This is a genomic window from Hymenobacter sublimis, from assembly GCF_023101345.1.
Lineage (GTDB): Bacteria > Bacteroidota > Bacteroidia > Cytophagales > Hymenobacteraceae > Hymenobacter > Hymenobacter sublimis.
The window spans coordinates 3,181,603-3,193,813 of record NZ_CP095848.1 but is presented as its reverse complement, the minus strand read 5'-3'; the positions used below and the strand labels follow the sequence as shown (position 1 = coordinate 3,193,813).

9 protein-coding genes are annotated in these 12,211 nt (G+C 57.1%); 8 read left to right on the top strand and 1 reads right to left on the bottom strand.

What is annotated here, in order from left to right; all coding sequences use genetic code 11:
- The 5 genes from MWH26_RS13245 to MWH26_RS13225 all read left to right on the top strand — a co-directional run bounded on the left by MWH26_RS13245 (position 1) and on the right by MWH26_RS13225 (position 4,371).
- Positions 1–432, top strand: coding sequence for a hypothetical protein (locus MWH26_RS13245; protein WP_247974660.1), 432 nt, complete (start codon positions 1–3; stop codon positions 430–432).
- Positions 432–878: a 3-oxoacyl-ACP synthase gene (locus MWH26_RS13240; RefSeq protein ID WP_247974659.1), complete on the top strand. Its 447-nt coding sequence runs from the start codon at positions 432–434 to the stop codon at positions 876–878. Before MWH26_RS13245 ends, MWH26_RS13240 begins: the two co-directional genes overlap by 1 nt.
- A gap of 129 nt (positions 879–1,007) precedes the next feature.
- A complete protein-coding gene (locus MWH26_RS13235) occupies positions 1,008–2,183 on the top strand; it encodes a 1-deoxy-D-xylulose-5-phosphate reductoisomerase (RefSeq protein ID WP_247974658.1) in 1,176 nt (391 codons plus the stop codon).
- Between the two features lie 140 nt (positions 2,184–2,323).
- The gene (locus tag MWH26_RS13230; protein ID WP_247974657.1) at positions 2,324–3,748 is read left to right on the top strand and encodes a M50 family metallopeptidase; all 1,425 of its coding nucleotides are present in this window, start codon (positions 2,324–2,326) and stop codon (positions 3,746–3,748) included.
- 107 nt (positions 3,749–3,855) lie between these two features.
- The gene (locus MWH26_RS13225) at positions 3,856–4,371 is read left to right on the top strand and encodes a DUF6702 family protein (protein WP_247974656.1); all 516 of its coding nucleotides are present in this window, start codon (positions 3,856–3,858) and stop codon (positions 4,369–4,371) included.
- A gap of 241 nt (positions 4,372–4,612) precedes the next feature.
- On the opposite strand, the gene MWH26_RS13220 is transcribed toward MWH26_RS13225, so the two are convergent.
- Complete coding sequence (locus MWH26_RS13220; RefSeq protein WP_247974655.1) at positions 4,613–6,628, bottom strand: OmpA family protein; 2,016 nt, start codon at positions 6,626–6,628, stop codon at positions 4,613–4,615.
- 333 nt (positions 6,629–6,961) lie between these two features.
- Between MWH26_RS13220 and lon the strand changes: the two genes are divergently transcribed.
- From lon to hslU, 3 genes are all read left to right on the top strand, one after another.
- Entirely contained in the window at positions 6,962–9,418 is a 2,457-nt protein-coding gene (gene lon, locus MWH26_RS13215; protein WP_247974654.1) for an endopeptidase La, read from the top strand.
- A 118-nt stretch (positions 9,419–9,536) separates the two neighbouring features.
- Positions 9,537–10,598 carry a type IX secretion system protein PorQ gene (gene porQ, locus MWH26_RS13210; RefSeq protein WP_247974653.1) on the top strand — a complete coding sequence of 354 codons (1,062 nt, stop codon included), beginning with the start codon at positions 9,537–9,539 and terminating at the stop codon, positions 10,596–10,598.
- A gap of 135 nt (positions 10,599–10,733) precedes the next feature.
- A complete protein-coding gene (hslU, locus tag MWH26_RS13205; RefSeq protein ID WP_247974652.1) occupies positions 10,734–12,146 on the top strand; it encodes an ATP-dependent protease ATPase subunit HslU in 1,413 nt (470 codons plus the stop codon).
- The last annotated feature ends 65 nt before the right edge of the window (positions 12,147–12,211 follow it).

Below are 12,211 nucleotides of genomic sequence, written 5' to 3'. Positions count from 1 at the left end.
ATGAAACAAGGAACCCTACGTATTTGCGCAAGCACTGATGATTACAGTGATGACCTGCGTACGTTTGACGTTGTAGTAGTGAAAGACAAGCTTGAAAGTCACGTCAGCTTCCTGGAGCATATCGATACATGGAGAGAATTCGGTCGTGAGTTGGTGCGCTTTCCTGAAAGCTCGTCCGCTAAAGTCGTGCTGCAAATGGGAGACATCAGTTCCTATGATAGCTACCTCAAGCTGCAGGCATACTGCTTTGATGCCTATGGGCACGCAGCTATCCACGTGTCTGTAGATAACAGAAAGCCCGACCCCAATCGGTGCAAACTAGAATTTTCAATACCTGCCGAAATAGCTTCCATCAATCGTTTAGGTCACCTCTTGGGTAACTGGCGAGTAGAAAATGACCCCGAAATTCTATGGCAGGCTATAACCAGCTAATGCTTAAACCCCACCTCCACGCCCTGTGCCTGGCCTACGTGCAGGAGCGCATCGACGCCTGCCAGGCTGCCATTGATGCCGCCCAGGAATCGGCCAACTCCGAAACCAAAAGCAGCGCCGGCGACAAGTACGAAACCGGCCGGGCCATGGCCCAGAACGAGCGAGACCGAAACGCCGTGCAGCTCCAGCAGGCCCGCCAACTGTTGGCCGAAGTACAGCGCATCAACCCCGACACACCCTGCGACACCGTGCGGCCAGGGGCGCTGGTTGTTACCAGCATGGGCCAGTTTTACATTAGCATCAGTGCGGGCAAGCTCACGATAGAGGGGCAAGACTACTTCGCCGTGTCGGGGGCGGCGCCGGTAGCGGCGGCCCTGAGCGGCAAGCGGGCAGGCGAGCAGGCCGTATTTAACGGCAAGCAAGTGCACATCAACGCTATCCAGTAATACGGCCCGCAATAACTGTTTCGCTACCCCTGCGCGGCCGAAGCAGCAGTATCAGCCCCTCCTTTTGCTGGTGGCCGCAACTGGCGATGCTTCGTGTACCTTTGCCCTTGTCCTGCCCTACCTTACATTATGCCCCCTGAATTTCCTAAGCGCGTTACCCTGCTCGGCTCCACCGGTTCCATTGGCACCCAGGCCCTTGATGTCATGCGCGCCCAGCCCGGCAAGTTCACTGTCACGGCCTTGTCAGCGCAGTCCAACGCCGAGCTGCTGGTGCAGCAAGCCCGCGAGTTTCGGCCGGCCGCGGTGGTTATCGGCGACGAAACGAAATACGCCACCGTAAAAGCTGCCCTAACCCAGCAGCCCGAAACGGAAGTACTGACTGGAGCCAGCGCCTTAGCCGATGTGGCCGGCCGTGAGGATGCCGATGTGGTGCTGACGGCCATGGTGGGTTACGCCGGACTGCTGCCCACGGTGCGCGCCATTCAGGCTGGCAAAACGATAGCCCTGGCCAACAAGGAAACCCTGGTAGTAGCTGGTCAGCTAATTACGGACTTGGTGAAGGAGCATGGAGTAGGTCTGTACCCTGTTGATTCTGAGCACTCGGCTATTTTTCAGTGCCTGGTAGGGGAGGAGCAAAACCCCATCGAAAAGATTATTCTGACGGCTTCGGGCGGACCATTCCGAGGCCGCAGCCGCGAACAGCTGGCCCTGGTAACTAAGGCCCAGGCCCTCAAACACCCCAACTGGGACATGGGCGCCAAAATCACTATCGACTCGGCTTCTTTGATGAACAAGGGCCTGGAGGTGATTGAGGCCAAGTGGCTGTTTGGGCTGCGCAATGAGCAGATTGACGTAGTAGTGCATCCGCAAAGCATCATTCACTCCCTGGTGCAGTTTGAGGACGGTTCCCTAAAAGCCCAGCTCGGTCTGCCCGACATGAAGCTCCCGATTCAGTATGCCCTGGGTTACCCCCAGCGCCTGCCCAGCCAGTTTCCGCGTTTTTCTTTCCTGGACTATCCCCAGCTAACCTTTGAGCCGGCTGATACCAGCACCTTCCGCAACCTGGCGTTGGCGTTTGAGGCCATGCAACGGGCCGGCAACGCGCCCTGCGTACTCAATGCCGCCAATGAGGTAGCGGTGGCTGCTTTCTTGCGCGACGAAATCGGGTTCCTGGAAATGTCGGAGGTGGTAGAAACCAGCCTCGCGCGGGTTTCGTACCTTGCCGCCCCGACCCTGGAAGACTACGTGCAAACCGACCTGGAAACGCGCCGCGTGGCGCAGGAGCTGGTGGGGGCCCGCGCCTGACACCCTGGCCGGAACGGGCACTACCCTTGGGTTCGGTGCGTTGTTTGTATTGCCTGCTCCCGGTGACCAGGCCCGGGGTAGCGCTGTTAGCGTGCCGCGGCTGTTCACCTCATTACCTCATCACCTAATACCCTCATCTTTTGGAAGGACTTATCATGGCCGGGCAGATGCTGCTGGGCCTTTCCATTCTGGTTGGTCTGCACGAGTTTGGACACTTTGCAGCGGCCAAATACTTTAAAATCCGGGTCGATAAATTTTATATCTTCTTCGACTTCCTGTTTCCCCTGCCTGGGGTAATGAACTTTGCCCTTTTCAAGAAGAAAATTGGGGAGACCGAATACGGCCTGGGCTGGTTTCCGCTGGGTGGCTACGTAGCCATTCACGGCATGATTGACGAAACCCAGGACGCCGACAGCCTGGCGGCCGAGCCTCAGGCCAACGAGTTTCGGGCCAAGCCGGCCTGGCAGCGTCTGATTGTGATGCTGGGCGGCATCATCATGAACGTTATTACTGGCATTGTCATCTTCTCCCTGCTCACCTTTACGTACGGGGAAAGATACCTGCCAGCCGCTGAGGCCCGCTTTGGAGTAGTACCTAGCAAGCTAGGTAAGGAAATCGGCTTTCAGAAGGGCGACAAAATTGTCAAGATAAACGGCCGGCCCTTCGATGACTTCAATGATATCTATAGCCCCGAGGTCATCCTGGGCTCCAACGCCTACTATACCGTAGACCGTGGCGGCCAGCTGCTGGATGTGCCCGTTCCGAACAACTTCATGGACCGGTTGGCGGATAATGGTGACCAGCGCTTCGTAGAGCCCCTGGATCCTTTCCGGGTAGACCAAGTAGTGCCCGGCAGCCCGGCAGCCAAGGCCGGCCTGCAGCCCGACGACCAGATTCTGCAGGTGGGCAACAAGCCGGTGCAGTTTTTCCGCGACCTGCAGGAGGCCCTACTGGAAAATGCCAATACGGTTGAAAAGCCGTCCTTGCTGGTGCGGTTTGTGAACTGGCTGCGCGGGGTGAAGCCAGCGCCGCAGCCCGCCGAAAAAATCACGCCCTTACTAGTTAACCGCGGCGGCCAGAACCTCACCCTGCAAGTGCGGGTAGATGAGGAGGGCAAAATTGGGTTTGGGCCCCGGTTTATGCTAAAAAGAAGCAACCGCGAGTACGGACTGCTTGAGTCGGTGCCGCTTGGTACCCAGCAGGCCTTCGGGGTAATTACCACCCAGGCTAAAGCTTTTGCCAAGATTTTCCGCGGCGAAGCCTCCTTCCGCAAGTCAGTGGGCGGCCCTATTGAAATTGCCCAACAGTACGGTGGCAAGTGGGACTGGTTCCGCTTCTGGATGCTCACGGGCATGCTGTCCATGGTGCTGGCCTTCATGAACCTGCTGCCCATTCCGGCCTTGGATGGTGGGCACGTGGTTTTCCTGCTCTACGAGATGATAGCCGGTCGTAAGCCCTCCGATAAATTCCTGGAAAACGCGCAGAAGGTAGGTATGATGCTAATTCTGGGCCTAATGGCCTTCGTGCTTATCATCAATCCGCTGCTCAAGGCCTTCAGCAATTAAGTGCATTAGCCAATAAACGCTTAGAAAAGCCGTGCTGCCGCGAGGTGGCACGGCTTTTATAGTGTGGAGCCTGCAACTTTTCGGCTCCGTATTTCTCTTTCCCGATCATGCCCTGCTCACCCTACATTCGTCGAACGCTGCTAGTGGCTGGCTTGCTCCTGGTGGGGCAGTTGGCCGCCTGGGCCCACGCCTACCACGCCAGCATTATGGAGCTGCGCTTCAACCCCGAGAAGCAACGCCTGGAAATGGCTTTGAAAATATTTATTGACGACTTAGAAAAGGAGTTATCGGTGGGAAAGCCTACCCCCATCCGCACCGACCAACTAGCTCGAACTCAACTCGACCCATTGCTCACTGATTTGTTGCGTCGCTCCGTTCAACTCAGCCCCCGCCCGGGCGCGGTGCTGCCGCTAACTTTGGTCGGCCTGCAGAAAGAGAAGGACTCGTATTGGCTCTACTTTACGGCGCCGCTCCCGGCTTCTGCTACCGGTGTCACGCTGCGCCACAAGCTGCTGCTGGACCTCTTCCCTGACCAAATGAACATCGTTAATCTCGAAGCCAAGGGCCAAAAGCAGAGCCTCCTCTTCCGCGACGGGGAAGAACAGCAACAGCTGAAGTGGTAGCTACAGGTGGCCGCGGAGAATATATTTATAAGTACAAAGAATGGCCAGCCATAGCAGAAAAGGACCTATACCAGCGGTCAGCTTTACCCACAAGGGCTTTCTTATAAAGAATATCTGGGTAGCAGCAATCGTGTAAATAGGTAGTGTGAAAACGAATGCCCACGGGATAAAGGTCAGAAGCATACACAGCACTTCGGCAGTACAGAGTTGCCGAAATTGACGTGCTTCAGCGACGGATGCGCTACCATCCCCCGCTGCCGCCGGCATCCTTTTGCTCGTTTTCCGGTTTGATTAGGCGGAACTCTACGCGGCGGTTGGTGCGGGCGTCTTCTTCAGTGGCTTCGTCCTTGAGGGGCTGGGTGCTGCCGTAGCCCATACTTTCAATGCGGTTGGGCTTGAGCTTACCCTTCTGCTCAATGTAGCGTCGGATGGCTTCGGCCCGGTCTTGGGAAAGGGTCATGTTGAAGTCCGGGTCGCCCTTGCTGTCGGTGTGGCCCGAAATGCTGAGCCGGAACGTGGGGTGGTCGACTAGAAACACCGCAATCCGGTCCAGAATGGGGTGCATGCTGGCTCGGATGGTGGCCTTGTCCTGGTCAAACTCGATGTTTTTGAAGATTAACGGCAGCTTGTAGTCGATGGAGTTGGTCATCAGCTTCATCACCGTGTCGCCCTGGAGGGCAAACTTCTTTTCCACGCTGAAAAAGTCGGGGCTCTGAATCAGCATCACGTAGTGGGAGCCTTCAATCAAATCGAAGTCAAAGGAGCCGTCGTCGCGTAGGTACTTGCTGGCTACCTCAATGCCGTTGTCAGTATCAATAATGCTGACGATGCCGTTGAGCGGCTTCTGGCTCACAGAATCCACTAGCAAGCCTTCCACGTGGGTAGTAGCCAAGGGCTGCGCCTCCATGGGCAGGGGAAAAGAAAACAGGTCGAGGTTTTTCATTTCCTTTTCCTCGGAGCGGGCGTAGTACAGGCTCTTGGAGTCGGAATCAATGGTGAAGTAGTACTCCGAGCCCTTGCCGTTCACGAGTGGCCCGATGTTGATAGGCTCCTGCCAGCGGCCCCGCACCCGGTAGGTTTTGTAAATGTCGAAGTCGCCGAAATTGAGCAACTGCCCGCGGGAGCTGAAGTAGAGCACGTGGTAGAGCGGGTGGTAGAAGGGGCTCACCTCACTTTCGCGGGTGTTCACAGTGGGGCCCATGTTCTGCGCCTTGCTCCACTGCCCATTTTTCTGCTTCACGGTGTACCAGATATCGGAGAGGCCGAAGCCGCCCAGCCGGTCGGAGGCGAAGTACAGCGTATCCTCGCCCGGCGACAGGGTAGGCTGCGAGTCCCAGGCCGTAGAATTCACGCCCGCGCCCAGGCTCTTAGGCATGGTCCACTGGCCTTCCTTGAAGGTAGACACGTACAGGTCGCAGTTGCCGTGGCAGGTAGGACATTCACAGCGGGCGAAAAACAGGGTTTTCCCGTCCTTGCTAATGCAGGCCGAGCCTTCGTTGTAGGGCGAGTTGATGGGTTTGGGTAGGGGCTCTGCATCCGTCCAGACGCCGTTTTCGCGCCGGGCCGTGTACAGGTCTTCGTCAATGATGCCGTTGAGGCCGCGCATTTTCCGCTTCGAGGAGAAAATAAGCTGATCCGCGTCGGAGTTGAGCGTGGGGCCGTAGTCTTCCACCCGGGAGTTGATGGCCTCGCCCATGCTGGTGTACACGCCTTTGGGCGGACGGAAGGAGGCAATATTCTTGCGGTACTCCACAATGTCGTAGTACGTTTTCAGGGGCACGTAGAGCTCGGCCTGCTTCTGCTCCAGGGAGTCGTAGTAGAGCTGTACTTTCCGTAGGTCTTGGCGGCGGTGCTTCAGGGCTAGGCGGTAGTAGGCCTTGGCCCGGTCTTCGTTGCCGGCCTTTTCCCAGAGCTGCCCCAGCCGCCAGAGTAGGCCGGTATCCTTGTAGAAATTCTCGATGCCGAAGCGGCTCACGTACACGTCCAGCAGGTTGCGAGCCGCGTTCCAGTTCTTGCGCTTTTCGGCCCGCTGAATTTCGCGCAGGGCTTTTTTATCCTCGAAATACGCCAGCCGATTGATGTTGGGAAAATCGGGGGTAGCATCGGTGCGGGCACGGGCGCTGCGGATAACTTTCGCCGTCAGCTTGCGTTGCGAGTTAGGTAAACCGCTTTTCTGTTGCGCCTGTACCAGCACTGGTAGCAGCAGAATTAGCCAAACCAGCGGAAAAAAAAGAGGGTAACGAGAAAAGCGGAGCATAGCAATACGTAGGCACTAAGGCGGTGGAAACCGGCAAGCATCAAAAATAGGAATTTTTGGATGCAGCCAGATATCCTGCGGCGCCAGACCAACCAGAACGTTAGCAGGAATTCTTGATTCCGTTTGTGGTTCCCGGAGCTGCCCTGCCGATGTGGCGGTACCTGGTCATGGCACGGCACTTGCCGAATCTGTACCTTCGGAAATTCCGCTCCCTTTTAGAACCGAGCCTGCGTACCGCTTCTGTCATTGTGGCACGCAGCCTCGGCTTTCGCTGTCTACCCCTTCATGAGTCGATATAATTCACCTAAGTCACCACTCTCTTCCTTGTTGCTAATGGCTGAAGATCCTGAAGAAATGGTGTCCATTGTGGCCGCCGACCCCGATCAGCCCCTGAGCCCTGACGAGTCGCCGGAGATGCTGCCGCTGCTACCCGTGCGCAATACGGTGCTGTTTCCGGGGGTAGTGCTGCCCGTAACCGTTACTCGTAAAAAAAGCATCCGGCTAGTACGAAAGGCTTACCGGGGCAACAAGATTGTGGGCGTAGTGGCTCAGAAAAACGGCCAGAGCGACGACCCAACCCTGCAGGACCTCTACCAGGTAGGCACCATGGCCAAAATCCTGAAGCTGCTGGTGCTGCCCGATGGCAATACCACCATCATCATTCAGGGCCAGTCGCGCTTCCGCATTGAGGAGGAAACGCAGAGCACGCCCTACCTTACGGCCCGGGTGAGCTACTCACCGGAGGCTTTCCCGAATAAGCAGTCCAAGGAAGTAAAGGCTCTGGTGTCGTCGTTGAAGGAAGCGGCGGCCAAGATGCTCAAGCTCAACCCCGAGATTCCGCAGGAGGCCCAGGTGGCCCTGGATAACATTGAGTCGCCCTCGTTTCTGACCCATTTCCTTTCTTCCAACATCAACGTGGAAGTGAGCATTAAGCAGCAGTTGCTGGAAATTAACGACGGCGTGGAGCGCGGCACTCAGTTGCTGGAGCTTATGCTCAAGGAAATTCAGTTGCTGGAAATTAAGCGCGAAATCCACACCAAGGTTCACACCGACATCGACCAGCAGCAGCGCGACTACTTCCTGCGCCAGCAGATCAAGGTGTTGCAGGATGAGCTGGGCTTCGACGGGCCCGACCAGGAAGTGGAAAAGCTGCGCCAGCGCGCCAAGGGCAAGAAGTGGCCCGAGGCCGTGGCCAAGCACTTCGCAAAGGAAGTCGATAAGCTGACCCGCATCAACCCGCAAGCCGCTGAGTATCCGGTGAGCCTGAACTACGTGGAATTTCTGCTGGATTTGCCCTGGGCCGAGTACACTAAGGACAACTTCAACCTAAAGCGCACCCAAAAAATCCTCGACCAGGACCACTACGGCATGGAAAAGGTGAAGACGCGCATCATCGAGTACCTGGCCGTGCTCAAGCTCAAGCAGGACTTAAAGGCGCCGATTCTGTGCTTATACGGCCCTCCGGGAGTAGGCAAAACTTCCCTGGGGCGCTCCATTGCCAAGGCCCTGGGCCGGCAGTACGTGCGCATGAGCCTGGGCGGCGTCCGTGACGAGGCCGAAATCCGGGGGCACCGCAAAACCTACGTGGGCGCCATGCCCGGCCGCATCATCTCCCAGATTAAGAAAGCCGGCGCCTCTAATCCGGTTATCGTGCTCGATGAAATCGACAAGCTAGCCTCCGACTTCCGCGGCGACCCGTCTTCGGCCCTGCTGGAAGTGCTGGACCCCGAGCAGAACTCTACCTTCACTGATAACTACTTGGAGGTAGAGTATGACCTTTCGCGGGTGCTGTTCATTGCCACGGCTAACTCTTTGGAAACCATTCAGCCCGCCCTGCGCGACCGGATGGAGATTATTGACCTGACGGGCTATACCCTGGAGGAGAAAACCCAGATTGCCAAGAAGCACCTCTGGCCCAAAATGCTGCACGAGCATGGCCTCGGTCCGAAGGATGCCGGCATCAGCACGGCAGCCCTGCAGCGCGTGATTGATGACTACACCCGCGAAAGTGGGGTGCGGAGCTTGGAGCGCAAGTTGGGAGCCGTGGCCCGTAATGTGGCTAAGAGCAAGGCCATGAAGGAGGAATTTCCGGCTACGCTAGAGCCCAAAGACGTTGCCCGCATCTTGGGTGGCGCCATTTTCGACCGGGACCAGTATCAGGACAACGAAACCGCCGGGGTAGTAACGGGCCTGGCCTGGACCTCCGTAGGCGGTGACATTCTGTTCGTGGAAAGCCTGCTGAGCCGGGGCCGGGGCAAGCTCACGCTGTCGGGCCAACTCGGCGACGTGATGAAGGAGTCGGCTGTGACGGCCCTGAGCTACCTACGCAGCCGGGCTGAGGAGCTAGACATCGACTACCGCCTCTTCGACCAGTACGATCTGCACATTCACTTTCCCGAAGGGGCCGTGCCCAAGGACGGGCCCTCGGCTGGCATTGCCATTTTTACCAGCATCGCCTCAGTGTTTACCCAGCGTAAAATCCGTAGCCACTTGGCCATGACCGGGGAAATAACCCTGCGCGGGAAAGTGCTACCCGTAGGCGGCATCAAGGAGAAGATTCTGGCCGCCAAGCGGGCCGGCGTGCGTGACATCATCCTGTGCCCGAAAAACAAAAAGGACATCGACGAAATTTCGGCCGAGTACCTCAAGGACCTCACCATTCACTACGCCGACCGGGTAGATGACGTGCTGCGGGTAGCCTTGCTGGAAGAAAAGGTAGCTCGCCCCATGAAGCTAGAAGTGCGCGACGAGGCACCCGTACCGGCTTCGCCGAGCGTGGAAGTCAGCTAAAGCTACTAGAATTCCCTACCCCTAAGTGGTTAAACAGGGGTAGGAAATTCTCTTGCCGGGCGCAATAAAGCAGCGGAAACGGGCGTCTTATCGGGCAACCCGCTTTATCTTTCCTTTGATGATCCGACCAGTACGCCGTAGCCTTCTTTTACTGCCCTTCCTTGCTCTCGGAGTTGGCTGGCCCCTACGGGTACAGGCTCAAATTGGGGGGCAGCAGGCGTTTTCGTTTCTAAACCTGCCTACCAGCGCCAAGCTGGCCGGGCTCGGGGGCATCAACGTATCTTCCCGCGACGCCGACGGGACCATGCTCTATGGCAACCCGGCCCTACTCAACGCCGACATGGACGGTCGGCTGGCCCTGGGCTACGTCGATTACCTAGCTGATATCAAGCAAAGCACTGCTGCTTACGTGTTCAACACGGCGAAGGCTGGACGCTTTGGAGTGGGGCTCACCTACCTCAACTACGGCGACTTTAAGCAGTTTGACCCTGCGGGCAACCCATTGGGCCAGTTCTCGGTGAACGAGTACGCCCTGAGTATTGCCAATGCCCATACTAGCGGGGCCTTCACGCTGGCTGGCACCCTTAAGCTGGCGGGTTCCGGCATTGCGGGCAACCACTCTTTCGCTGCCCTCGCCGACGTAGGCGGGTTATTCAAACATCCGGAGCAGGACTTTACGGTCGGACTGGTGGTGCGCAATGCCGGCATTCAACTCAAGCCCTACGACGGGGCCAGCCGGGAACCCATGCCCTTGGACGTGGAAATAGGTACTTCCTTTAAGCCCGAACACCTGCCGTTTCGCTTTTCCTTCTCGGCCCACCACTTGCAGCAGTTGGATATTGTGTACCTCGACCCCAACCAGCGCGGGCAGCTGGATGAGAACGGCGAGGAAGTAAAGCCCAAAAAGTCGCTCGGCGACAAAATTGCCCGACACTTTGTGGTAGGAGGGGAGCTACTGCTGAGCAAAAACCTGAACCTGCGGCTGGGCTACAACCACCTGCAGCGCCGGGAACTGCGCCTAGACAATACCGCCGGCGGCGCGGGCTTTTCCTTCGGAGTGATGCTGCGCGTAAGCCAGTTCCAGCTTGATTATACCCACGCCGGCTACCACGCTTCGGGCGGAGCCAACTACTTCACCATTGCGCGCAACCTCGACTCTCTATTCAAACAAAACCAATAGCTCTCTGGCTACCCCCGCCCGCTCGTGCGTATGTTTCCTTACTGCGCATAGCTCCTAGCCGCTCTGCTTAAACCTTTTGCCGGCTTCCTGAGGGGTAGTAATGCTTCGGAAGCTCAGCTTGTTTACCATTTCCTTATGCTTGATTCTGCTGAATTTTTGACCCCAGCCCAAATTGTGGCTGAACTTGATAAATACATCATCGGCCAGCATGAAGCCAAGCGTCACGTGGCCATTGCCCTTCGCAACCGGTGGCGCCGTCTGCACGCTCCCGCCGATATGCAGCGCGATATCGTGCCCAACAATATTCTGATGATAGGCGCTACCGGGGTTGGTAAAACTGAAATTGCCCGGCGGCTAGCCAGCATCTCCGGGGCCCCATTTACTAAAGTAGAAGCTTCCAAGTTTACGGAAGTTGGCTACGTAGGCCGCGACGTAGAAAGCATGGTGCGCGACCTGGTAGAGCAATCCGTGAACATGGTAAAGTTGCGCCGTAAGGAAGAAGTAAAGGCGCAGGCGGCGCAGGCCGTGGAAGACCTCATTCTCGACATCCTGATTCCGCCCGTCACCGCCGGTGCTGCTACCCCCAAGCCTGCCCTGGGCTTTCCTACTACAAGCGGCACTGACTTGCCTGACTCCGACCACGAGCTAAACGAACGGACTCGGGAGCGGTTCCGGGAAAAGATCCGCAATGGGGAAATGGATGAGCGTAAAATTGATATTCGGGTACAGCAAAGTAGCAGCCCCGGCATAGGAGTTATTGGCGGTCCGGCCGGTATCGACGAAGCCAGCATGGCCGGTATTCAGGATATGCTAGGTTCCATGCTGCCCAAGAAAACGCGTAAGCGTAAGGTGACAGTAGCTGAGGCCCGCCGGATTCTGCTGGACGAGGAAGCGGCCAAGCTCATCGACATGGACGAGGTAAAGGACGAAGCCATCCGGCACGCCGAAAATGCCGGCATCATCTTCATCGATGAGATTGACAAGGTAGCCAGCCGCAGCGGCAAGGGCGGAGGCGGCCCCGATGTCAGCCGGGAAGGAGTGCAGCGCGACTTGCTACCCATTGTTGAAGGCTCAGCCGTCAGCACAAAGTACGGTATCATCCACACCGACCACATCCTGTTCATTGCCGCCGGCGCTTTCCACGTCTCCAAGCCGTCCGACCTAATTCCGGAGCTTCAAGGGCGCTTTCCCATTCGAGTGGAGTTGCAAAGCCTGAGCAAAGACGATTTTTTCCGGATTCTGAAAGACCCCAAAAATGCCCTGACCAAGCAGTATGAGGCCTTATTGCAGGCCGAGAGTGTATTGCTTTCCTTTGAGGACCCGGCTTTGGAGCGCCTAGCCGAAATTGCCTTCGAAGTAAACAGCGAGGTAGAAAACATTGGGGCCCGCCGCTTGCACACCGTCATGAGCCGGCTACTGAATGACATCCTGTTTGATGTCCCGGACCGCATCGGTCCCAACGCCCACATCCTGATAACCCGCGACATGGTAGAGGAACGCCTCCGCGACATGGTGCGCAACCGGGACTTGAGCCAGTATATCTTGTAGCAACTGGTTGGTTTACAAGACATACTATGCCAGAAAACAGAAAAGGGGCTACCGCGGTAGCCCCT

What these genes read in the sequence shown, in the direction of transcription:
- MWH26_RS13220 (WP_247974655.1), bottom strand. Translation starts at nt 6,628, where the DNA reads ATGCTCCGCTTTTCTCGTTACCCTCTTTTTTTTCCGCTGGTTTGGCTA.
- MWH26_RS13225 (WP_247974656.1), top strand. Translation starts at nt 3,856, where the DNA reads ATGCCCTGCTCACCCTACATTCGTCGAACGCTGCTAGTGGCTGGCTTG.
- MWH26_RS13245 (WP_247974660.1), top strand. Translation starts at nt 1, where the DNA reads ATGAAACAAGGAACCCTACGTATTTGCGCAAGCACTGATGATTACAGT.
- lon (WP_247974654.1), top strand. Translation starts at nt 6,962, where the DNA reads ATGGCTGAAGATCCTGAAGAAATGGTGTCCATTGTGGCCGCCGACCCC.
- MWH26_RS13235 (WP_247974658.1), top strand. Translation starts at nt 1,008, where the DNA reads ATGCCCCCTGAATTTCCTAAGCGCGTTACCCTGCTCGGCTCCACCGGT.
- porQ (WP_247974653.1), top strand. Translation starts at nt 9,537, where the DNA reads ATGATCCGACCAGTACGCCGTAGCCTTCTTTTACTGCCCTTCCTTGCT.
- MWH26_RS13240 (WP_247974659.1), top strand. Translation starts at nt 432, where the DNA reads ATGCTTAAACCCCACCTCCACGCCCTGTGCCTGGCCTACGTGCAGGAG.
- hslU (WP_247974652.1), top strand. Translation starts at nt 10,734, where the DNA reads ATGCTTGATTCTGCTGAATTTTTGACCCCAGCCCAAATTGTGGCTGAA.